The following is a 20,646-nucleotide window of genomic DNA, read 5'->3' as shown; positions in this document are numbered from 1 at the left end:
TCGCGGCGCCACGGATCCGACACGACAGGGAATGACGAGAATGCGCTTGAACAGCATGCTGCGCACGGGATTGTTTGCGCTGATGGCCGCAGGCTGCGCGCTGGCGCAGGCCGGCCAGGCAGAGACGGACCGCAAGGTCGACGAGGCGGTCCAGGCCGTCATGCGCGAACACGGCATTGCGGGCATGTCGATCGCCGTGACCCGCAACGGGACACAGCATTTCTACAACTATGGCGTGGCGTCCAGGCAGACCCGCAGGCCGGCCGGCAGCGATACGCTGTACGAGATCGGCTCCATCAGCAAGACCTACACGGCAACCCTGGCAGCCTATGCACAGGTGCGCGGCCGCCTGGCCTTGAGCGACAGTCCGGCCAAGTACCTGCCGGAGCTCGCCGGCAGCGACTTCGCCAAGCTGAGCCTGATCAACCTGGGGACGCACACGACCGGCGGCTTCCCCTTGCAGGTGCCCGACGCGATCAAGAACCAGGCGCAGCTGATGGCCTATCTCAAGGCCTGGAAGCCCGAGCATGCCGCTGGCACGTATCGCACCTACGCCAACCCCAGTATTGGCATGCTGGGCATGGTGGCGGCCAAGAGCCTGAACCGGCCGTTCAAGGCGGCCATGGAGCAGGACCTGTTTCCCAAGCTGGGCCTGACCAGCACCTACATCGACGTGCCCGCCGCCAGGATGGCGGACTACGCGCAGGGCTACAACAAGCAGAATGCGCCCGTGCGCGTGAATCCGGGCGTGCTGGCCGGCGAAGCCTACGGCGTGAAGACCAGCGCACGCGACCTGATCCGTTTCGTCGACGCGAACATGGGCTTGAACCTTGCGGATGCCGAACTGCGCGGCGCAATCGCGCAGACGCACGTCGGTTATTACCAGCTGGGCGACATGACCCAGGATCTGGTCTGGGAGCAATTGCGCTATCCGGCAACGCTGGACGCGCTGTTGACGGCCAATGCCGGCAACTACAACAGCCAGAGCCAGCCCGTGGCGGCGTTGAGCCCGCCGCTGCCGCCGCAGGAGACCGTGTGGATCAACAAGACGGGTTCGACCAATGGCTTCGGCGGCTATGTGGCGTTCGTGCCGTCGAAGAAGCTGGGCATCGTGATACTGGCCAACCGGAATTATCCCAACGAGGCCAGGGTCCGGCTGGCGTACCGGATCCTGGGCGAGCTGGAGCAATAGACCCGCTATCGCGCGGGCGGCTGCCTCGCCGCGTCGTAGCGGGGCAGCAGGTCCATCACTTCCAGGCGCTTGCACAATTGCGCCAGCCGCTCCATCTTGTAGGCATTCACGTCCATGCCGGCGTAGTCATAGAAGCCCTGGCCGTCGCGCAGCCCGTTGCGCCCTTGTTCCATATTGCGGGCGATGACCGCAGGCGAGGCGAAGCGCGGATCGATGGCATCGGCGAGGTAGCGCGAGGCGTAGTAGAGAATGTCGCCGCCGCCCCAGTCGATGAACTCCAGCAGCCCCAGAACCGAAAAACGCAGGCCGAAGCCCAGGCGCACGGCCGTGTCGATGTCTTCGGCGCTGGCCACGCCTTCCTCCACCATGCGGGCCGCTTCGTTCATGGCCAGGGCCTGGATGCGGGGCACGATGTAGCCCGCGGCGGGGGCGCACTGCACGGGCTTCTTGCCCGCCAGGCGCAGCGCTGCCAGCAGCCCTTGCGTCGCGGCCTCGCTGGTCTGCGGGCCGCGGCTCACTTCCACCAGCGGTATCAGGTAGGCGGGGTTGAGCCAGTGCGCGTTCAGGAAGCGCTGCGGGTTTTGCACCAGTTCCGCCAGCTCGGTGACCAGAAAGGTGGACGTGGTGGACGCGATGATGCTGTCCGGCGCGCAGGCCGCTCCCAGCCATACAAAGGCATCGCGCTTGGCGTCCAGGCGTTCAGGCACGGCTTCGAACACCACGCGCGCCTGCCGCAGGTCTGCCTCCGCATCCTCGCGCGTGCATAGGCGCACGCGCGCCAGCGCAACCTCCGCCTGCGCGGCGTCGAGCAAGCCCAGGCTGCACAGGATGCCGAGCTCGCGGCGCAGATCGTCCCGCACGCGGGCGAAGTACCCGGCTTGCTCGGCGGGCGTGCGCGATTTGATGTCTATCAGCGTGACGTCCAGTCCGGCATGGATATATGACAGCGTGATGCCCACGCCCATGCGGCCGGCGCCGACTACGCACATTTTTTCATTCATGGCTTGCATCTCCGTGTCAGCAGCCTTCGGCCAGAAGCAGGCGCATGTCCGCGTGCGACAGGCGGTCCAGGCCCAGGCGTTCGAATGTGCGTCCTTCCGCGTAGAGGTCGCGGCCGGTGACCGCGCTGGCCAGGCTCAGCAGGCCTTGCGCGACCGGCGTCGGCACGCCCGCCCAGCGGCCGGCGGACACCAGGAATGACAGGCCGAGCCGCGTGTCTTCGAGCATGTAGCGGTGCGTGTGCAGGTCTATGTCCTCGCGCCAGTCGCCGCTGTCGGTGAGCTTGCCATGGGCGCCGCGGCCGTACATCCATTCATCGCCTTCGGCGGCATAGTGGTCGGCCAACGGGAAGTGGGGCGCGGCATAGCCCAGGGCCACACGGATGGCGATGCGCTCCGCGTCCAGCGCGTCGGTCACGCGCCGTATGGAGGCCTGGGTGCCTTCGTTGTGGATGTCCCATTTGTCGAAGTGTTCCAGCGGCCCTGCATTCATCATGATGAGCGGCGGATGGATGATGGGGCCGGCGTTCATCAGTGCGCCCGAAAGTCCGTCCTCTATCGGTTCGATGCTGGGGTAGGCGCGCTGGACCACGGCCAGCGCCTGCTTCGACAGCCGCCGCGGAAAGACGCCGGTGGGCAGACGGGTGGCGTAGCCGCTGATCACGACCTTTTCGCCATGCTTGCGGGCCAGATAGGGCAGGGTGCCGGTTTCGGCGAAGGCCGTATCCGCGACGTTTCCCGCGTCTTTCATGGCGCGGGCGAAGACGTAGCAGCCGAAGGTGCCAGGCGGCAGGAACACGACCTGGCCGTCGCGCAGCAGCGGCGCCAATTCCCGCGCCAGCGCTTCGTGGGTGGTGGAAGGCAGGGGAATGACCAGCAGCTCCGCATGCTCCACGGCCGTGGCCAGGTCGCGCACCAGCTGCAACTGCCGCGGTCCGTCGCCCAGCGGAACCTGGCGGCTGCCGCGATAGTCGGTGACCGTCAGCGCGCCCGCATCCCGCAAGCCCTGGAAGGCCGACCAGTCCCTGCGCCACCAATGCACGTGATGGCCTTTCTCAAACAGCTCGGCCGCTGCCGCGTAGCAGCCGTGGCCGCCGCCTATGACGCTGATTCTCATGGTCAAGCTCCGTCAGATGGAGCCTTGATCCTAGCGGCGGCGTGCAGGCGTGGCTGCGCCGAACGCGCAAGCGGCGTTCCGATCCGGCAAGCGAATCCGGCGCTGCCGTGCGACGCCTAATGCCTGCTTTGGCGCAGGGTGTCCGACGGCAGGCAGCCGTAGCGCTTGCGGTAGTGGGTGGCGAAATGCCCGAAGCTGGAAATGCCGTGCCGCAGCAGGATGTCGGTGACGCTATCGCCTTCGCCGGCTTGCGCAAGCGCCGCGTGCACCTGGGCCAGCCGCTGGTTGCGCACGTAGTCGCTGGGACTCTGCTTCAGGAACTGCGAAAAGCCGTTTTGCAGCGTGCGCACGGAGACGCCGCAGTAGGCCGCCAGGTCCATCAGCGATAGCGGCTGGTCCAGATGGCTTTCTATGTAATCGCGCGCGCGCCGCACGTGCAGCGGCAACGGCTGGCGGCGGTCTGCCTGCAAAGCCTCGGAGTAGTTGTGCGGCAGCTGGGTCAGCAGCAGCGTCAGCAGGTAGTCTGAAAAGCCGGCGGCCAGCGTTTGCGTGACGCCTTCAATGGCGGGATGGCGGTACAGCCGGCACAGATAGTCCAGCGTTTCGCGCACCGCCACCGGTCCGGGAGCGTCGGCATCCATTTGCAGGTCGAACACCAGCGCCTGCTTGATAGGGCGTTCAAGCAGCCGCTGCAGCTGGCGCTCCAGCGCCTCGCGCTCGATGCGCAGGATCAGGTTGCGGCAGTCGCGGCCGATGCGGATCACGCTGCGCTCGGACGGCGAGGAAATGGTCAGGCTGCCCGCGCTCATCGACGCGCTGCGCTTGCCCAGCGTGATCAGCCCGGAGCCTTGCAGCGTGATTCGGATCAGGTAGTAGCTGGCGATATCGCCGGCGTCGATCTCGACTTCCGCGCCATAGTGCAGATCGAACAAGGCCGCATTGCCGAAGAAGACGCCGTACAGGCGGGATTGCAGGGGTTTTCCCGGGGGGACGCACATGCGGTGCGACCAGAGGTGCTGGCTGACCTGGTCCTTGATCTCGGCGATGTTGCCCGAGTCCAGCAAGCAATGGCGGTCCAGCGGATTGGTGTCGTTGAACATGCTTTCCTGCGCAGCGGGAACAGTCATTGCGTCAGGCGTATAGAGGCTGGCTGCGCAAAGACCTACAAAAGATGGGCCTGCAAGCAAGTGAGACGCGACCCGGTCCTTGGGCATGGGCAGATCTCACCACCATACAAGGGAAACAAACCATGACTGACGGCAGCCCGCGGCACGGATCAAAACCTAGCTACGCCTACGAGTGGTACGTCGTGGTGATATGCATGCTAGCGTACATATTTTCCTTCGTCGACAGGCAGATCCTGGCGCTGATGATCGAGCCCATCAAGCATGACCTGCAGCTGTCCGACACGCAATTCAGCTTGCTGCACGGGCTGGCGTTTTCCTTGTTCTACGCCTTCATGGGCATACCGATCGCCTTGCTGGCGGATCGCTATTCGCGGCCCAAGATCATCGCGATCGGCGTCGCATTCTGGAGCCTGGCCACGGCGGCCTGTGGCCTGTCGCGCAATTTCGCGCAGATGTTTCTTGCGCGGATCGGTGTGGGCGTGGGCGAGGCGGCGCTGTCGCCTGCCACGTACTCCATGCTCAGCGACATGTTTCCGCGTGAAAAGCTGGGGCGCGCAGTCGGGATATATTCGATCGGCTCGTTCATCGGCGGCGGCATGGCATTCCTGATCGGCGGCTACGTCATCAACCTGCTCAAGAGCGTGGATACCGTTGCCTTGCCCTGGATAGGCGCGATGCGGCCCTGGCAGGTGACCTTCTTCATTGTGGGATTGCCAGGCCTGCTGATCGCGCTGCTGATCCTGCTGACGGTGCGAGATCCGCAGCGGCTGGGCTTGCGGCGCAATGCGTCGGGGCAGGTGCAGAAGCCCGCCATGAAAGATACTTTCCGCTTCCTGGGCCGCCACCGCAGCACCTTTTTCTGCCACTACCTGGGCTTCTCGTTCTATGCGATGGTGCTGTTCGCGCTGCTGGGCTGGACGCCCGCGTTCTACATGCGCAAGTTCGGCATGTCGCCTTCGGAAGCCGGCTACATGCTGGGCGTGGTGGTGCTCGTCGCCAACACCGCCGGGGTGTTCTGCGGCGGCTGGCTGATGGACTGGCTGGCCAAGCGCGGCTACAGCGATGCGCCGCTGCGCGCCGGCGTGATCGGGGCGGCCGGCATGGCCTTGCCGGCGGTGATCTTCACCCAGGTCGATTCCCTGTGGTGGTCGGTGGGCTTGCTGCTGCCGGCCATGTTCTTCGCCTCGTTCCCCATGCCGACCTCGACGGCTGCGATGCAGATCCTGCCCCCCAATCAGCTGCGCGCCCAGGTGTCGGCGCTATTCCTGCTGATCTCGAACCTGATCGGGCTGGGCCTGGGCACCACCGCCGTGGCCATGCTGACTGATCGGTTGTTCAAGAACCCGGCGGCAGTCGGGCAATCCATCTCGGTCCTGATTGGCGTGGCCGCGGTATTGTGCATCGGCCTGCTCGCCGCTGGCTGCAAGCACTACCGGCGCAGCCTGAACCTGGAGGCGCAGGAGGCGCCGCCGCTTGCGCCGGCGCGCGTGTCGCCCTGAACGCGGCTGCCCGGGTCGCGATGCGGCCCTTTTTTGAACTCTGTTACCTCTCCGTTGAACTGCACATTCCTCGTAAAAGAAATGGTGCCGGGGATGCGCTATAACGGACGCTTGACGCATTACTGTTCCTCCAATTCATGCCCCGTTTTTCCCGCAGTTCGTCGCTGGCCCTGTCCGTTGCCCTGGTGGGCGTCCTGGCGGGATGCTCATCCCCCAAGCCAGAGTTCGAAAAAGAAGACTTCACCCAGAACAACACCTACTCGCGCACCGTCGAAGCGAGTAACGTCGCCGCCTGCGACGCGGGCCGCCGCGCCTTGCTGAGCCAGGGCTACAACATCGACAAGTTCGAGGGTTCGCGGGTCACGGGGCACAAGAATTTCCAGGACGAGAACGGCCAGCATACCCAGATCGCCTTCAACATCGAATGCGCCTCCGACGGCAGCGCGAACGAGCGCGCCACGGTGTTCGCCAACGCGGTACAGGACCGTTATTCGATCAAGCGAACCAACAGCTCGGCCAGTGTGGGGGTGAGCGTGCTGGGGCAGGTGTCCATGCCGTTCGGCTCCAGCGACGATTCGCTGGTGAAGACGGGCAGCCAGACGGTTGCGCGACCCAAGTTCTACGAAGGTTTCTTCCAGTTGCTGCAGCGTTTCCTGCCGGACGCGCAGGCGGCCGCCGCGCCTCATCCGCCCGCGAGCCGTGCCAAGGCGCAGCCCAAGGCCGCGCCGGCCGAGCCCGCGGAATCTCCGGACAAGCCAGCCGATACCCTGAATCCGGCCGCGGCCAACGGCGGTAGCGAATCTCCAAAAGCGCCTGCACCTGGTGGGCCCGCGTCCGCCGCTCCGGCAAGCGCCGCGCCGACACCCGCCGCGCCCGCTTCGACCGCGCCCGCTCCGGCGTCGGCCCCTGCATCCGGCGCGGCCGCCCCGGCCAGCCCCGAGGCGGCCAAGTAAGGCAGCCTTGCCGGGCACCGCTTGCCGTAGCGCAAACGGATGCGCCGCGCCGACTCGCGGCGCGGTCCGCATCCGGCGATAATCGCGGGCATCATGACCTATCAACTCCTGAAAATGCTCCACGTGGCGGCCGTGGTCGCCTGGCTGGGCGGATCGCTGTTCGTGTCCTTGTTCCTGTTGTCCTCGCAGCCGCAGGACAGCGAAGAAGCGCCCAAAGAACGCAAGATGCTGGGCGCCTTGCGCCGTTGGACGCTCTACGTGACCACGCCGGCCATGGTGCTGACCTGGCTGGTCGGCCTGCACCTGGCCATGACTTTCGGCTGGTTCGCGATGACCTGGATCTGGGTCAAGGTTGGCTTCGCGCTGGCGCTGTCGGCGCTGCTCGGCATCCAGAGCGCGGCATTGCGGCGCATGGCCAATGGCAGCGCCAAGCGTCCGCCGCTGGTGGACCTGTACGCGCCTTTCACCGTCATCGCTTCCGCGGCCATCGTGACGCTGGTGGTCGTCAAACCCTTCTGATCTGCGCGGCGGCGCATGTGCCGGGACCATATGCCCAGCCGCCATAACCAAACGCCCCTGTAATAAGGACTCAACGAACTATTCGTTCGCGGGGTCCGTCCCCCTCCCTAGAATCGTTTCTCTCATAACCGCATAGCCTGAGAGGCGATTCCAACATGACTTCCCGTTTCTTCAAGCGCCTGCTGGGCGCGGTGCTGGCTTCGGCGGCAATGTTCCATGGCCCGGCTTTCTCGGCCGATCCCAAACCCCTGAAGGTGGGCGTGCGCGGTGGCGTCGACGAGCAGATCTGGGAGGTGGTGGCCCAGGTCGCCAAGAAGAACGGCCTGGCCGTGGAGCCCGTGGTGATCACAGGCACCGCCAGTCCGAACGAGGCGCTCAACAACGGCGACCTGAACGCCAACGCCTTCCAGCACATCCCCTTCCTGAACGACCAGATCAAGCAGCGCGGCTACAAGCTCGTATCCGTGGCCAACACGCTGATCTCGCCCATCGCGTTCTACTCCAGGAAGTACAAGTCGCTCAATGAGCTGCCGGAAGGCGCCCGCGTCGGCATTCCCAACGACCCCAGCAACCAGACGCGCGCGCTGGTCATCCTGCGCGACCAGGGCCTGATCACGTTGAAGGACGGTTTCGATCCGGCCACCGGCACGGCGACCTTGGCGGACGTGACCTCCAACCCCAAGAAGCTCAATTTCGTGGAAAGCGCCTCCGTGGTGCTGGCGCGCTCGCTGCCGGACGTGGACACCGCGGCCATCGTCAACAGCTTCGCCTATCAGGCCGGGCTGATCGCCACGCGCGACGGCATCGCGGTGGAGAAGAAGGAAAACAACCCCTACGTGAACATCATCGCGGTTCGCGAACAGGACAAGAACGCGCCCTGGGTGCCTGAACTGGTCAAGGCCTATCACTCCGAGGAAGTGCGCCAGTTCATCCTGAGCAAGTACGAAGGCTCGGTGATTCCGGTTTTCTGAGATCGGAATCGGGCAATGATGCAACACGAATTCTCCATGGCCGAGCTGGCCGACGCCGCACCGCGACCGCAGGCCGTTGATGCGCACGTCGTGTTCGAAGGGCTGCAGAAGCGCTACGAGGGCGCGCAGGGGCCGGTGGCCGCGCTGTCCGACGTGTCGTTTTCCATCGCCCGCGGCGAGGTCTTCGGCATCATCGGACGCAGCGGCGCAGGCAAGTCCACGCTGCTGCGTTCCATCAACATGCTGGAGCGGCCCAGCGCCGGCCGGGTGCGGGTGGACGGCGTGGATGTGGGCGGCCTGGACGAGAACGCGCTGGTGGGGCTGCGCCGTCGCATCGGCATGATCTTCCAGCACTTCAACCTGCTGTCGGCCAAGACCGTGGCCGAGAACGTGGCCTTGCCTTTGCGCGTGGCGGGCGTCAGGCCCGCCGCGGCGCGGGCTCGGGTGGAGGAACTGCTGGAACTGGTGGGGCTGCGCGACAAGGCCGATGTCTATCCGGCCAAGCTGTCCGGCGGCCAGAAGCAGCGGGTGGGCATCGCCCGCGCGCTGGTGCATGAACCGGAGATCCTGCTGTGCGACGAAGCCACGTCGGCGCTGGACCCGGAAACCACGCAGTCGATCCTGGCCTTGTTGCTGGACATCAACCGCAAGCTGGGCCTGACGGTGGTGCTGATCACGCACGACATGGCGGTGATCCGCGAGGTCTGCCACAGGGTGCTGGTGCTGGATGGCGGCCGCAAGGTCGAGGAAGGCGAGGTCTGGCGCGTGTTCGGCAATCCCCAGGCCGATGCCACGCGGGCCTTGCTGCGGCCCTTGCAGCACGACTTGCCCGCCGATCTTGCCGGCAGGCTGGTGCCCGACCTGCAGGGCCGCGCGGGCATAGCGGTGCTGCGGCTGCGCTTTACGGGGCAGGGGCGTCCGGATGGCGTGTCCCTGCAGGCGTTGGCCGCGCTCGGCGCCGGTGCGACGCTGCTGCATGGCGGACTGGACCGCTTGCGCGGCCATGCGCAGGGCAGCCTGCTGGTGTCCGTGCCTGCGGACGCATTACAGGAAGAGGCCGCGCGCGCCGCGCTGGTGGCCGATCAGATCAAGGTGCTGGGTTATGTCGCTGCCGATGCTTGATAAATACCTGCAGGCATTCCTGCAGACCCTGGCGATGGTGAGCGTCTCTGCCGTCATCGCCATCGTTTTGGGCCTGACGCTGGCTGTGGTGCTGACCGTCACCGCGCCGGGCAATCTCTATCCCAGGCCGCGCTTCAACAAGGTCCTGTCGGTGACGGTCAATACCTTCCGCGCCATCCCCTTCATCATCCTGCTGGTGGCGATGCTGCCGTTCACGCGCTTCCTGGTGGGTACCACGCTGGGCACGTGGGCCGCCATCGTGCCGCTGTCGGCCAATCTGGTGCCGTTCTTCGCGCGCATCGCCCAGGTCAGCCTGAACGACGTGGACCACGGGTTGGTGGAGGCCGCCAGGGCCATGGGGTGCCGTCGCTGGCACATCGTGCGCCACGTGCTATTGCCGGAAGCCTTGCCGGGCATCATCGGCGGCATGACCGTCAGCGTCATCGCAATGATCAACGCCTCGGCCATGGCAGGCGCCGTAGGCGCCGGCGGCCTGGGCGATCTGGCGATCCGCTATGGCTACGAACGCTATGAGACGCGCGTGATGTTCGAGGTGATCGTGATCCTGATCGCGCTGGTTTCCATCGTGCAATTCACCGGTGAATGGCTGTCGCGCCGCGCCGACCACAAACGCTGATTCCGCGCCGGGGCTGTGCGCCCCGGCCTTACCCGAACATACAGGAACGCTGAAATGTCCGAGTCCCCGCAACACGGTTTTGCCACGCGCGCGATCCACCTGGGCTATGACCCGCTGGACGAGCAGGGCGCCTTGGCTCCGCCCCTCTACCTGACTTCCACATACACCCAGGACAGCATCGAATCCTTCGACCAGATCCGCCTGGGCGAAAAGCAGGGCTACGTCTACGGCCGCACCCGCAATCCGACGCAGGCGCTGCTGGAAGAGCGCCTGGCTTCGCTGGAAGGCGCCGAAGCCGGCGTGGTGACCGCGTCCGGCATGGCGGCGATTTCGGCGACCCTGTTCTCGCTATTGCAAAGCGGCGATGAAATCGTCGTGGACCAGATTGTGTACGGCACCGCCTTCACCCTGTTCACGCAGGGACTGGCGCGCTTTGGCGTGCGCGCGGTATTCGCCGACTTCACCCGCCCCGAGACCGTAGCCGCGGCCATCGGTCCCAAGACACGCGCGGTCTATTTCGAGACGCCGGCCAATCCCAACCTGCGCCTGGTGGATATCGCGGCGGTGTCCGCCATTGCCCGCGGCAAGGGGCTGCTGACCATCGTCGACAACACCTTCGCGACGCCGGTGCTGCAGCGTCCGCTGGAGCATGGCGCCGACATTGTGCTGCATTCGGCCACCAAGTACCTGGGCGGCCACGGCGACCTGCTGGCCGGCGCCGTGCTGGGGCGCAAGGAACACATCGACGCCATCCGGCTGCAAGGGCTGCGCTACTTCACGGGCGCCACCTTGTCGCCGTTCACCGCCTTCCTGGTGCTGCGCGGCATCAAGACGCTGGAGCTGCGCGTGGCGCGCCACAGCGAATCCGCCTTGAAGGTGGCCAGGCTGTTGCGCGAGCATTCCGCGGTGGCCGACGTGTTCTATCCCGGCTTGGCGGATACGGCGGGCGCGGAGATCGCGCGTCGCCAGCAATCGGCCGGCGGCGGCCTGGTCGCGTTCGAACTCAAGGGCGGACTGGCGGCGGGGCGCGCGCTGCTCAACAACCTGAAGCTCGCGCGCATCGCGGTCAGCCTGGGCGATCCCGAAACCCTGATCCAGCATCCCGCGTCCATGACGCATGCCAGCTACTCGGCCGAGGATCGCGAACGCTACGGGCTGTCGGAGGGCTTGCTGCGGCTGTCGGTGGGCCTGGAGACGCCCGAGGACATCCTGGCCGATCTCAAGCAGGGCCTGGACCGGGTGTAGCGGCTGCGCGCCGCCACGCCACCCATTCCCCACTGTCCTCGAAGTTGCGTGGCCCGCGCGCGGCGGCGGCCAGCCCCGCGCGCAGCGCGCCCATGTCCAGCCCGGGCATGTTCCGTTGCAGGGCGGGAGGCAGCCGTTCGGCGTCCAGCGTGGCCTCGTCGAACTCCATGGCCATCAGCCCGCCGCCGTCGCTGGGCACGCGCAGGAACCACAGGCCTTCCATGTAGTCGCCCGACCAGGGGTCGGGAAAGACGGCCTGCGTATAGCGGAAGCCGAATTCATGGATCTCGCTCCAGGGCCAGAATTCCCGCTGGCCCAGCGCGCGCGCCAGTTCGCTGCTGCGCGTGAAGCCGGCTTCATCGAAGCTCAGGGTTTCGCGCAGGGGATCTTCGGGCGGCGTCGGGCCGGCTAATAGCCGTTTGATGAATGACCACATGGCGCAGGGGCGGGTGACGGGAGACCAGTGTAGCGGCCGTGCGCTCTGCAAAAATGTTACAACGTTTGATCGAAGTCAAATCCGCAGGGCAGGGCTCGGAGTAGCGTTTGCGCTTTTCCCGACAGCGGCCCCAGGCGCAAGCCTGACAGGCGCGGACAGGACGATCAGCGTAGCGAGGACAGGATCGATGACAGACAAGACAACGCCAGCCACCGAACAAGCCGTAGCCGAGACGCCGCGCAAGCGCGCGGCCAAGCGGACCGCAGGCGCTGACACCAGGGCGGTCACCAAGCCGGCCGTCAAGACGGTAGTCAAGACCGTCGTCACGCCAGTGACCACCAGCCGCAAGCCGCGCGCGGCCAAGACGCCCGCGGCGGGCGACGCCGTGTCGGCCGCGGCCGCCGCCGAGCCGGCTCTCGATGTGCGCAAGCGCGTCGTCGCGCGCCAGGACGCCGCGCGTCAGGAGACGGTGGCCGTGCTGGCCGATATCGCCCGTCGCTACAACGTCAGCGCACCGGCCCAGGCGCGCGAGGCGCTGCGCTCGGTCATCGAGGAACTGTCGCCGGACGACGCGCAGGCCGTGCATCGCGCGCTGCTGGAAGCCAATTCGGCAGCGCCGCGCACGCGCCGCAATCCCGACGATGAGCTGGCCGCGGACTGGCGCGAAGGCATCTATCCCTATCGCCACCGCATGCTGCGCCGTAACTACGAAAAGCAGAAGTACAACCTGCAGGTCGAACTGCTGAAGCTGCAGGCCTGGGTCAAGGCCACCGGCCAGCGCGTCGTGATCCTGTTCGAAGGCCGCGACGCCGCCGGCAAGGGCGGCACCATCAAGCGCATGATGGAACACCTGAACCCGCGCGGCGCGCGGGTGGTCGCATTGGAGAAGCCCTCCGATACGGAAAAGGGCCAGTGGTACTTCCAGCGTTACGTGCAGCATCTGCCCACCGCGGGCGAGATCGTCATGTTCGACCGCTCCTGGTACAACCGCGCCGGCGTGGAGCGCGTGATGGGCTTCTGCACCCAGAACGAATACCTGGACTTCCTGCGCCAGGTGCCGGACTTCGAGCGCCATCTGGTCAGCAGCGGCATTCACCTGATCAAGTTCTGGTTCTCGGTCAGCCAGGAAGAGCAGCGCCGCCGTTTCCTGCAGCGCAAGGTGCATCCGCTCAAGCAGTGGAAGCTCAGCCCGGTGGACCTGGCCTCGCTGGACAAATGGGACGACTACACCCGGGCCAAGGAGGCGATGTTCGCGCACACCGACACGGCCGATGCGCCCTGGGTGGTGGTCAAGTCCGACTGCAAGAAGCGCGCGCGTATCAACGCGATGCGCTACGTGCTCAGCCGCCTGCCGTACGAAGGCAAGAGCAGCGATCCCATGATGGCGCTGGATTCGCTGATCGTGGGCCGCGCGCTGTAGCTGCTCAGGCGCCCAGCGCCTGCAGGTTCAGCGTGTAGCTGCGTCCGATCCACACCGCGCAGTCGCGGTGGTCGCGCAGGGAGTCGCCTGTGTTGGGATGCATGAAGACATCCAGCGCCCCGTGGTGCAGCGTCAGCCAGGTGGCGATCTCCGCGAAGCGCTCGGGCGTGAAGGCAATCTGGTAGCTCCACTGGGGATGCGGGCCGACGGGGCGCTCATGGAAGCGCCCCAGTTCCATCTGGCCGGCAAAGCGCGCGGCGATCCGTTCGCGCAGGGCGTGGGCGGCGTCGCGGCTGGCGGCGTCGAAATAGACATGGGCGTGCCAACTGGCGACGGCGCTGGTTTGGGGTTCGGTCATTGCTGGTGCTCCGTCGGTGTCAGCCGCCCGCGCGCTTGGCGCGGATGCCTTGTTTTTGCAGGGATTCCATGACGCGCTCGCAGTGGTCGCCCTGGATTTCGATCACGCCGTCCTTTACCGTTCCGCCGGAGCCGCAGGCGTTGCGCAGCTGTTTGCCCAGCGCATTCAGCGCCGCGCCGTCCAGCGCCAGGCCCTTGATCACGGTGACGCTCTTGCCGCCGCGCCCCTTGGTTTCGCGCGACACGCGGGCCACGCCATCGCCGGCGGGAATCGTCTGTGCCTGTTTGCACAGGCACTGCGCCAGCGGCTTGCGGCATTCGGGGCACATGCGGCCGCCGTCGGTGGAATAGACCAGGCCGCCTGTAGAACTGCTTTTCATGATGGACACGCGCAAAAGTCCCTATCTTAATCGCCGGCAGGCCAGCCAGTCCCGGCCTTACAGCAGACCGGCTTCGCGCGCCAGGGCCACGGCGCGGGTGCGGCTGTCGGCGCACAGTTTTACGTTCAGGTTGCGCAGATGGGTGCGCACGGTGCTTTCGGATACGAACAGGCGCTGGGCGATGGCGTTGTTGGAATGGCCGTCCGCGACCAGGCGCAGCACGTTCAGTTCCTTGGCCGTCAAGGCGTCGGCCGGCGCGCGCTCGGCGGCTGGCGCGGCCGGGCTGGCGTCCACGGGCATCCAGGCATGGCGTTGGAAACGGTTGAACCAGGCCTGGGCTGACGCGCAGCCATTCAACCATGCGCAGCCGACTGGCGAGGAGAAAAAGCGCGGCAATAGCGAGAGGAAGGCGCTGCCTTCGTCAGCCAGCACGCGGCATAGTCCCTCGCGCTGCGCCGTGTCCAGCAAGGTTGTCAGCTGCTGGTGGGCTTGCGCTTCATCGCCCGCGCGCGCCAGGGCGACGGCGCGGAATATCCCCAACTTGTAGGCGCGCCGGACGCGGCGGGCCGATACGGCGCGCGCAATGTCCGCATCCAGCTGGCGCAACGCATCCCCGGGGCCTGCCCGTGTAGGACTGCACGCGCAGCATCCCCAGCCGCGGGTACAGCAAGTCGTTGGAAGGCAGGCGCAGCGTTTCGATGCGAGCCCACAGATCGTCGTCTTCCGCGCGCCTGAGCTCGTCGTGCGCGGCCTGCGGGTGTCCTTGCAGCAGCAGCACGCGCGCGCGCTCCACGCGGGCGCTGCCTGCAATCCGGGGCAGGCGGCGTTGATGGCCGAGGTACTCCAGTTCGCCCAGCAGATAAAAGGTCTGCACGATGTCGCCCGACAGAAAGGCGATGCGCGCCAGCATCACATAACCGAGTATCAGATGGTCCGGGTGTCCCGTGTCCCGCCCCAGCGGCACGTAGACGCGCAACAGCCGGGCAGCCTGCTCCAGATCGCCGGCTTCGTAGACCCCGGCCGCGTACAGCGCGCCGGCCCAGGCGTTGCCGTTGGCCTGGCCGTACGCGCCTTTGCGGGTGGAGTGGACCGCCATGCGGAAATGCGCGCCAGCCTGACGCATGCGGCCCTCCTGCAAGTCGATGATGCCCTCCACCGCTTCGGAGTACATCTGATTGAAGGCGCTGGCGGCCAGGCTCTGCGCGCGGCGGGCGGCATCCAGCAGTTGTTGCGCTTCCTGGTAGCGGCCAAGCACGGCTGCGACGTTGGCCATGGCGTTGGCCAAGGCAGTCGCGGCGAAGGTGGATGCGTTTGCCGCGGCGGCGATGCCGGGCATGCCGAGCGCGTAGGCCTCTTCGTGGCGATCGGTCATGGAGAGCAGCAAGGGCCGCAGGGCCTGCACATGCGCGCGGACGTCGGGATCGGGGCTGCAAGCCAGCCTCAGCTCGTCCATTTGCAGCGAAGCCTCGCTGGCGCCCCGCGTAAAACAGGTTGCCCACACCTGCACCGCCTGCAGCGCCGGGCGGCGGGCCAGGACGGCCGCGGGCAATTGCGTGAACCAGCGGGAGAGCAGCCGCATGCGCCCCTCGGCCAGCAGCGCTTCCGCGTGTGTCGCCAGCAAGGCGAGGGCCTGATCGAAGTCGCCGCCTTCGATGGCATGATCGATGGCAGGAACGGGACGGCCCTGCTCGGCGTACCAGCGGGAGGCCGCCAGATGCAGCGCGGGAATGTCCGCTGGATCCTGCTGCCGCAGTCTGGATTGCAGATAGCTCGCGAACAGGCCGTGGTAACGGTATTGAGCCGCATCCGCGGAGGAGCGCGACAGCAGGATCTGCCCGTCTTCGAGTTCGCGCAGGATGCTGCCGCAGTCCAGGTCCGGCAGCAAAGCCTGGCATAGCGCCGCGTTCAGTTGCTTCAGGATGCTGGTGCGCAACAGAAAGCGCCGCAACTCGGGCGTCTGTCCGGCGAGCACATCCTGGGCCAGATAGTCGGAGACGGACTGGTCGCTGCCCGAAAAGCGTTCGATGAACGCCGAGGCGGAGTCCTGTCGCGCCAGCGAGGCGCAGGCCAGCCAGAGCGCGGCGATCCAGCCTTCGGTCTTGTGATGAAGCTGGCCGATTTCGGCGCGCGTGATCGCAGGGTTGCGCCGGGCGAAGAACAGGGTGGTCTCGTCCAGCGAAAAGCAAAGCTGGGCGGCGTCGATTTCCAGCAGCCGGCCGTCGGCCCGCAAGCGTCCCAGTTCCAGGCCGGTGGCGTGACGCGACCCGATCAGCAGCCGGCCCTGTGGCGGCAGGCGGTTGATCAGGTTCTGCACGAAGTCCAGCACGCCTGGCGCGACGATGGACTCGAACTCGTCCAGCACCAGCGCAAAGGGGGCGGTTTGCGTAGCGATGGCTTCGATGAGGGCGAGCGCCAGCGCGTCGTCGGCCTCCATGTTCGCCAGCGCCCCGGGCGGTGCGGCCAAGGGTTCCAGCGCGGCGGTCAGGCATCGCAGAAAGCGCGGCAGATCGTTATCGCCGCGGTCCAGCGTCAGCCACGCACCGCGCACGGATTGCGCGCTCAAGCGGGCCAGGCACTGGGCTAGCAGCGTGGTCTTGCCATAGCCGGCGGGGCCGCGCGCGAGGACGATCTTGGGACTGCCGGGCGCACAGACCAGTGCACACAGCGATTCACGCGGGATGTGGTCGGCGTGGGCAGCGGGGATGCCGAGCTTGCCGCTGGCCAGCGCATGTCCGGGCGAAAACAGAGGGCGCATGATCTGCCTGTTGGGTGAGGAACGACTGCGCGCCGGCTCGGGGGAAACCCGCAAGCAACACGAAAATCGTCGCTTTGGACGAAGCTGAAAAATGCGTGCCTACGATACAAAAGGACTCGGGCCGGGGCAATAGGCCAGTTGCTGCGCAAATGGCGTTTACTCATAACGGAGACATATCGATGGCAATCGTGAAAACGGTGTACGCGTTGGCGGGCGCCGCTATCGTTGCGGCAGGCGCACAAGCGCAGCCAGCCGGCGGCCCAGTGAAGATCGGCGTAATGGCGGACATGAGCTCGGCGTATTCCGACATCGGCGGCAAGGGCCTGGTAGAGGCCGCGCGCATGGCGGTGCAGGATTTCGGCGGCAGCGTGTTGGGCCAGCCGGTCGAGCTGGTGTACACCGATGGCCAGAACAAGGTCGACGTCGCCAGCGCGGCGACGCGGCGCTGGTTCGACCAGGATGGCGTGGACATGGTCACCGACTTGCCCACGTCGGCGCTGGCGCTGGCCATCAGCGAACTCGGCCGCGAAAAGAAAAAGATCGTCATGGTGACGAGCGCGTCGCCCTCGGAATTGACCGCCAAGGCGTGTTCGCCCTACACCGTCCATTGGACCTACGATACCTACGCGCTGGCCAACGGCACGGGCGCGGCGGTGTCCGCTCAGGGCGGCAAGGAATGGTATTTCATGACCGCGGATTACTCGTTCGGCTACGCGTTGCAGGCCGACGCCTCCGCGGTCATCGAGAAGAACGGCGGCAAGGTGCTGGGGGCTGTGCGTTCGCCCCTGAATACGCCGGACTTCAGTTCCTATCTGCTGCAGGCGCAGACTTCCAAAGCGGGCATCATCGGCCTGGCGCTGGGCGGCAACGACGTGATCAGCGCGATCAAGCAGGCGGCGGACTTCGGTATCGGCCGGCCGGGCGGCCAGCAGAAGCTGGTGGCGCTGCTGGCGTTCCTCTCGGACGTGAAGTCCATCGGACTGCCCCTGGGCCAGGGGCTGCTGTTGACCGAGGCGTTCTATTGGGACCAGAACGACGCCACGCGGGCCTGGTCGCAACGCTTCCAGGACAAGGTCGGGCGCAAGCCGACCATGACCCAGGCCGGTACCTACGGCGCGGTGCTGCATTATTTGAACGCGGTCAAGGCGGCCGGCACCAAGGACGCCGACGCCGTGATGGCCAAGATGCGGGAGACGCCCATCAACGATTTCATGACGCGCAACGGACGGCTGCGCACGGACGGGCGGGTGGTGCGCGACATGTATCTGTTCGAAGTGAAGAAGCCGGAGGAGTCCCGCGGCGAGTGGGATCTGTACAAACAGGTGGCGGTCATCCCGGGCGACGTCGCATTCCGGCCCGAAGACCGCGGCGGCTGCCCATTGATCAAGCAGGCGATGCGATGATCAGCTATGACGTAACCGAATTTGGTCAGCCGCTGGTTCCCATCGAGCGCCCGGCGCCCGAACCGCAAGGCGCGCAGGTGTTGCTGCGGGTGCTTGCCGCGGGCGTATGCCATACCGACGTGCATACGTGGGAGGGCTACTACGATCTGGGCGGCGACAAGCGCCTGCGCGTGGAGCAGCGCGGCGTCACGCTGCCGTTGACTCTGGGCCATGAGACAGCGGGCGTGGTGGTCGCCGCCGGGCCAGACGCAAATGGGGTTGTCGCGGGACAGCGCTTTCTGGTGTATCCATGGATCGGTTGCGGCGACTGCAAGGTCTGCCGGCGCGGTCGCGAAAACCTGTGCGCCTCACCGCGCTTCCTGGGGATCTTTCGGCCGGGCGGCTATAGCGACCATATCCTGGTGCCGGACGCCCGCTACCTGATCGATATCGGCGACCTGCGACCAGAGCAGGCCGCGCCCTACGCATGCTCGGGCCTGACGTCCTACAGCGCCATCCGCAAGATTGCGCCGGAGGTGCTGCAGGCGGAAACGGTCGTAGTGGTCGGCGCAGGCGGCCTGGGCCTCATGTGCGTGAGCTTGCTGCGCGCCTTGGGGTGTCCGCAGGTGATCGTGCTGGAACCCGATGGCGCGCGCCGGGGCGCCGCGCTGGCCGCCGGCGCCAGCCTTGCCGTGGACGCGCATGCCGCAAACGCGCTGGACGAGGTTCGACGCGCCGCTGGCGAGATCTGGGCGGTGATCGATTGCGTGGGCGCGGCGGGCACGGTGAAGCAGGGCATGGATCTGCTGGCCAAAGGCGGGCAATTGATTTTGATCGGGCTGTTCGGCGGGGAATTGCCGCTGTCGCCGGCCTTGGTGCCCATGCGCGCCATCAGCATCGAAGGATCCTACATCGGCACGCTGGCCGAATTGCAGGAACTCATGACCTTGGTGCGGGAACGCGGGCCGCGCGCCATTCCGATTTCCTGCCGCTGCCTGCAGGACGCCCAGGCAGCGCTACTCGATCTGGCGGCTGGCCGCGTGGTGGGGCGCCAGGTCCTTTGTCCCGAACAACCCAACGCGAAACAGGCATAGAACCATGCAGCTGAATCTGGATTCCGGTTACTCCATGACGGTGGATGGCCGCGCGGAAACGTCGGTGCAAACCTTCGATGTGCTCAATCCCGCCACGGAGGAACGCATTGCCACCGTGCCGGACGCGTCGCTGGCGCAGTTGAACGAAGCAGTCGCGGCCGCGACGCGCGCATTTGCGCAATGGAGCGAGACGCCCTTGGAACGGCGCCAGGCAGCGCTTCTTGCCATGGCTGACAGACTGGAGGAATACACCGAAGGCTTCATGCGCCTGCTCACGCGCGAGCAGGGCAAGCCTCACGCCGACGCGCGTGCCGAGGTCGGCCGTTGCGTCGCCTGGCTGCGCGCGACCGCAGCGCGCGATCTGCCCGCCACGCGGCTGGACGACGGCGCCGGCCGCGTGTTCGAGACTCGCCATGTGCCTATCGGCGTGGTGGCGGCGATCGCGCCTTGGAATTTTCCGATGACGCTGGCCATCTGGAAGATCGCCCCGGCCTTGCTGGCGGGCAATACCGTCGTGTTGAAGCCGTCGCCATTCACGCCGCTGACTTCGCTCAAGATGGGCGAACTGTTTCGCGACCTGCTGCCGCCAGGCGTGCTGAACGTGGTGTGCGGCGGAGACCGGCTGGGGCCCTGGCTGACCGAGCATCCGGGCATCGACAAGATCGCCTTTACCGGCTCGACCGCGACGGGCAGGCGCGTCATGCAGAGCGCATCCGGCAGGCTCAAACGCATCACGCTGGAACTGGGCGGCAACGATGCCGCCATCGTGCTGCCGGACGTGGACGTGCGCGAGACGGCCGCCAAGCTGTTCTGGGGAGCGTTCCGAAATTCCTCGCAGTTTTGCCTGGCCACCAAACGGCTGTATGTGCATGAATCCATCTATGACGAGTTCGCCGCGGCGTTGGTGGAACACGCCCGGGGCGTGGTCATGGGAGATGGCGCGCAGCCGGGGACTGGCCTGGGGCCAATCCAGAACCGCCCGCAGTACGAGCGGGTCAAGGATCTCATCGCGGATGCGCATCGCAACGGCGTGCGCTTTCTGGCCGGTGGCGACATTCCGCAAGGCAAGGGTTATTTCGTGCCGGTCGCCATCCTGGACAATCCGCCGGACGATGCGCGCAGCGTGGTGGAAGAGGCGTTCGGACCGGTGCTGCCCTTGCTGAAATACCGGGACATCGACGAGGTCGTCCAACGCGCCAATGACACAGACTATGGACTGGGCGGGTCGGTATGGTCCAAGGACCTGGCGCTGGCGCGGTCCATCGCGCGGCGCCTGGAAACCGGCACGGTATGGATCAACCATATCCACGCCATGTCGCCGGACGTGCCGTTCGGCGGGCGCAAGCAGTCCGGGTTGGGCGTGGAGAATGGGCTGGAAGGGCTGCTGGAGTACACCAGCGTGCAGACAGTGGCGGTGTTGGGGGCAGATGCGGCCTGAGCTG

Annotated in this window: 20 protein-coding genes; 12 read left to right on the top strand and 8 right to left on the bottom strand. The window is 66.4% G+C overall.

The window, feature by feature from the left end; translation table 11 throughout:
* The first annotated feature begins 31 nt into the window (after positions 1 to 31).
* A complete protein-coding gene (gene ampC, locus IB257_RS27795) occupies positions 32 to 1,192 on the top strand; it encodes a class C beta-lactamase (protein WP_370540134.1) in 1,161 nt (386 codons plus the stop codon).
* 5 nt (positions 1,193 to 1,197) lie between these two features.
* Here ampC and IB257_RS27790 read toward each other — a convergent pair whose 3' ends face one another.
* The 3 genes from IB257_RS27790 to IB257_RS27780 all read right to left on the bottom strand — a co-directional run bounded on the left by IB257_RS27790 (position 1,198) and on the right by IB257_RS27780 (position 4,434).
* On the bottom strand, positions 1,198 to 2,193 hold the full coding sequence (locus IB257_RS27790) for a 3-hydroxybutyryl-CoA dehydrogenase (protein WP_370540133.1): 996 nt from the start codon (positions 2,191 to 2,193) through the stop codon (positions 1,198 to 1,200).
* 16 nt (positions 2,194 to 2,209) lie between these two features.
* Positions 2,210 to 3,307, bottom strand: a complete 1,098-nt coding sequence (locus IB257_RS27785) for an NAD/NADP-dependent octopine/nopaline dehydrogenase family protein (protein ID WP_192493142.1) — start codon at positions 3,305 to 3,307, stop codon at positions 2,210 to 2,212.
* Between the two features lie 116 nt (positions 3,308 to 3,423).
* Positions 3,424 to 4,434, bottom strand: a complete 1,011-nt coding sequence (locus IB257_RS27780) for an AraC family transcriptional regulator (RefSeq protein WP_225589267.1) — start codon at positions 4,432 to 4,434, stop codon at positions 3,424 to 3,426.
* Positions 4,435 to 4,556: 122 nt separating this feature from the next.
* Here IB257_RS27780 and IB257_RS27775 point away from each other — a divergent pair, with 122 nt between their 5' ends.
* The 7 genes from IB257_RS27775 to IB257_RS27745 all read left to right on the top strand — a co-directional run bounded on the left by IB257_RS27775 (position 4,557) and on the right by IB257_RS27745 (position 11,380).
* Positions 4,557 to 5,933, top strand: coding sequence for an MFS transporter (locus IB257_RS27775; protein ID WP_082400869.1), 1,377 nt, complete (start codon positions 4,557 to 4,559; stop codon positions 5,931 to 5,933).
* A 137-nt stretch (positions 5,934 to 6,070) separates the two neighbouring features.
* The gene (locus IB257_RS27770) at positions 6,071 to 6,886 is read left to right on the top strand and encodes a DUF2242 domain-containing protein (RefSeq protein ID WP_192493141.1); all 816 of its coding nucleotides are present in this window, start codon (positions 6,071 to 6,073) and stop codon (positions 6,884 to 6,886) included.
* A 93-nt stretch (positions 6,887 to 6,979) separates the two neighbouring features.
* A complete protein-coding gene (locus IB257_RS27765; protein ID WP_054453660.1) occupies positions 6,980 to 7,405 on the top strand; it encodes a CopD family protein in 426 nt (141 codons plus the stop codon).
* A 155-nt stretch (positions 7,406 to 7,560) separates the two neighbouring features.
* Positions 7,561 to 8,376 carry a MetQ/NlpA family ABC transporter substrate-binding protein gene (locus IB257_RS27760; RefSeq protein ID WP_054452716.1) on the top strand — a complete coding sequence of 272 codons (816 nt, stop codon included), beginning with the start codon at positions 7,561 to 7,563 and terminating at the stop codon, positions 8,374 to 8,376.
* A gap of 15 nt (positions 8,377 to 8,391) precedes the next feature.
* A complete protein-coding gene (locus tag IB257_RS27755; RefSeq protein ID WP_054452714.1) occupies positions 8,392 to 9,498 on the top strand; it encodes a methionine ABC transporter ATP-binding protein in 1,107 nt (368 codons plus the stop codon).
* Entirely contained in the window at positions 9,479 to 10,135 is a 657-nt protein-coding gene (locus IB257_RS27750) for a methionine ABC transporter permease (protein WP_054452712.1), read from the top strand. Before IB257_RS27755 ends, IB257_RS27750 begins: the two co-directional genes overlap by 20 nt.
* 54 nt (positions 10,136 to 10,189) lie before the next feature.
* A complete protein-coding gene (locus IB257_RS27745) occupies positions 10,190 to 11,380 on the top strand; it encodes a PLP-dependent aspartate aminotransferase family protein (protein WP_119449947.1) in 1,191 nt (396 codons plus the stop codon).
* Here IB257_RS27745 and IB257_RS27740 read toward each other — a convergent pair.
* Positions 11,355 to 11,816, bottom strand: coding sequence for a hypothetical protein (locus IB257_RS27740; protein ID WP_054452708.1), 462 nt, complete (start codon positions 11,814 to 11,816; stop codon positions 11,355 to 11,357). The two genes, IB257_RS27745 and IB257_RS27740, sit on opposite strands and share 26 nt — an antisense overlap.
* 187 nt (positions 11,817 to 12,003) lie before the next feature.
* On the opposite strand from IB257_RS27740, the gene ppk2 reads away from it, so the two are divergent.
* Complete coding sequence (ppk2, locus tag IB257_RS27735) at positions 12,004 to 13,236, top strand: polyphosphate kinase 2 (protein ID WP_054452704.1); 1,233 nt, start codon at positions 12,004 to 12,006, stop codon at positions 13,234 to 13,236.
* Positions 13,237 to 13,240: 4 nt separating this feature from the next.
* On the opposite strand, the gene IB257_RS27730 is transcribed toward ppk2, so the two are convergent.
* From IB257_RS27730 to IB257_RS27715, 4 genes are read right to left on the bottom strand one after another with little or no spacing between them, the layout of a single operon-like run.
* Entirely contained in the window at positions 13,241 to 13,594 is a 354-nt protein-coding gene (locus IB257_RS27730) for a DOPA 4,5-dioxygenase family protein (RefSeq protein WP_119449945.1), read from the bottom strand.
* 19 nt (positions 13,595 to 13,613) lie between these two features.
* Complete coding sequence (locus IB257_RS27725) at positions 13,614 to 13,973, bottom strand: translation initiation factor Sui1 (protein ID WP_054453658.1); 360 nt, start codon at positions 13,971 to 13,973, stop codon at positions 13,614 to 13,616.
* A 57-nt stretch (positions 13,974 to 14,030) separates the two neighbouring features.
* A complete protein-coding gene (locus tag IB257_RS27720) occupies positions 14,031 to 14,579 on the bottom strand; it encodes a LuxR C-terminal-related transcriptional regulator (RefSeq protein WP_192493140.1) in 549 nt (182 codons plus the stop codon).
* Positions 14,470 to 16,728, bottom strand: coding sequence for an AAA family ATPase (locus IB257_RS27715; protein WP_192493139.1), 2,259 nt, complete (start codon positions 16,726 to 16,728; stop codon positions 14,470 to 14,472). The genes IB257_RS27720 and IB257_RS27715 overlap by 110 nt, the downstream gene beginning before the upstream one ends.
* Positions 16,729 to 16,907: 179 nt before the next feature.
* Between IB257_RS27715 and IB257_RS27710 the strand changes: the two genes are divergently transcribed.
* From IB257_RS27710 to IB257_RS27700, 3 genes are read left to right on the top strand one after another with little or no spacing between them, the layout of a single operon-like run.
* Complete coding sequence (locus IB257_RS27710) at positions 16,908 to 18,131, top strand: ABC transporter substrate-binding protein (protein WP_192493138.1); 1,224 nt, start codon at positions 16,908 to 16,910, stop codon at positions 18,129 to 18,131.
* Positions 18,128 to 19,204: an alcohol dehydrogenase catalytic domain-containing protein gene (locus IB257_RS27705; protein ID WP_192493137.1), complete on the top strand. Its 1,077-nt coding sequence runs from the start codon at positions 18,128 to 18,130 to the stop codon at positions 19,202 to 19,204. The genes IB257_RS27710 and IB257_RS27705 overlap by 4 nt, the downstream gene beginning before the upstream one ends.
* A gap of 4 nt (positions 19,205 to 19,208) precedes the next feature.
* Positions 19,209 to 20,642, top strand: coding sequence for an aldehyde dehydrogenase family protein (locus tag IB257_RS27700; protein ID WP_192493136.1), 1,434 nt, complete (start codon positions 19,209 to 19,211; stop codon positions 20,640 to 20,642).
* Positions 20,643 to 20,646: the final 4 nt, after the last annotated feature.

The sequence above is a fragment of the Achromobacter sp. ACM03 genome, assembly GCF_014851665.1.
Classification (GTDB): domain Bacteria; phylum Pseudomonadota; class Gammaproteobacteria; order Burkholderiales; family Burkholderiaceae_B; genus Achromobacter; species Achromobacter aegrifaciens.
Note: the sequence above shows the minus strand (reverse complement) of the source record. Positions and strands in the feature narration are given on the sequence as shown.

Excerpts from the sequence above, each read along its gene's own strand:
- IB257_RS27780 (WP_225589267.1), bottom strand. The coding sequence starts at position 4,434 with ATGACTGTTCCCGCTGCGCAGGAAAGCATGTTCAACGACACCAATCCG.
- IB257_RS27755 (WP_054452714.1), top strand. The coding sequence starts at position 8,392 with ATGATGCAACACGAATTCTCCATGGCCGAGCTGGCCGACGCCGCACCG.
- IB257_RS27760 (WP_054452716.1), top strand. The coding sequence starts at position 7,561 with ATGACTTCCCGTTTCTTCAAGCGCCTGCTGGGCGCGGTGCTGGCTTCG.
- IB257_RS27790 (WP_370540133.1), bottom strand. The coding sequence starts at position 2,193 with ATGAATGAAAAAATGTGCGTAGTCGGCGCCGGCCGCATGGGCGTGGGC.
- IB257_RS27765 (WP_054453660.1), top strand. The coding sequence starts at position 6,980 with ATGACCTATCAACTCCTGAAAATGCTCCACGTGGCGGCCGTGGTCGCC.
- IB257_RS27700 (WP_192493136.1), top strand. The coding sequence starts at position 19,209 with ATGCAGCTGAATCTGGATTCCGGTTACTCCATGACGGTGGATGGCCGC.
- IB257_RS27740 (WP_054452708.1), bottom strand. The coding sequence starts at position 11,816 with ATGTGGTCATTCATCAAACGGCTATTAGCCGGCCCGACGCCGCCCGAA.
- IB257_RS27715 (WP_192493139.1), bottom strand. The coding sequence starts at position 16,728 with ATGCGCCCTCTGTTTTCGCCCGGACATGCGCTGGCCAGCGGCAAGCTC.
- IB257_RS27705 (WP_192493137.1), top strand. The coding sequence starts at position 18,128 with ATGATCAGCTATGACGTAACCGAATTTGGTCAGCCGCTGGTTCCCATC.
- IB257_RS27785 (WP_192493142.1), bottom strand. The coding sequence starts at position 3,307 with ATGAGAATCAGCGTCATAGGCGGCGGCCACGGCTGCTACGCGGCAGCG.
- IB257_RS27750 (WP_054452712.1), top strand. The coding sequence starts at position 9,479 with ATGTCGCTGCCGATGCTTGATAAATACCTGCAGGCATTCCTGCAGACC.
- ampC (WP_370540134.1), top strand. The coding sequence starts at position 32 with ATGACGAGAATGCGCTTGAACAGCATGCTGCGCACGGGATTGTTTGCG.
- IB257_RS27770 (WP_192493141.1), top strand. The coding sequence starts at position 6,071 with ATGCCCCGTTTTTCCCGCAGTTCGTCGCTGGCCCTGTCCGTTGCCCTG.
- IB257_RS27745 (WP_119449947.1), top strand. The coding sequence starts at position 10,190 with ATGTCCGAGTCCCCGCAACACGGTTTTGCCACGCGCGCGATCCACCTG.
- IB257_RS27710 (WP_192493138.1), top strand. The coding sequence starts at position 16,908 with ATGGCAATCGTGAAAACGGTGTACGCGTTGGCGGGCGCCGCTATCGTT.
- IB257_RS27775 (WP_082400869.1), top strand. The coding sequence starts at position 4,557 with ATGACTGACGGCAGCCCGCGGCACGGATCAAAACCTAGCTACGCCTAC.
- IB257_RS27725 (WP_054453658.1), bottom strand. The coding sequence starts at position 13,973 with ATGAAAAGCAGTTCTACAGGCGGCCTGGTCTATTCCACCGACGGCGGC.
- ppk2 (WP_054452704.1), top strand. The coding sequence starts at position 12,004 with ATGACAGACAAGACAACGCCAGCCACCGAACAAGCCGTAGCCGAGACG.
- IB257_RS27730 (WP_119449945.1), bottom strand. The coding sequence starts at position 13,594 with ATGACCGAACCCCAAACCAGCGCCGTCGCCAGTTGGCACGCCCATGTC.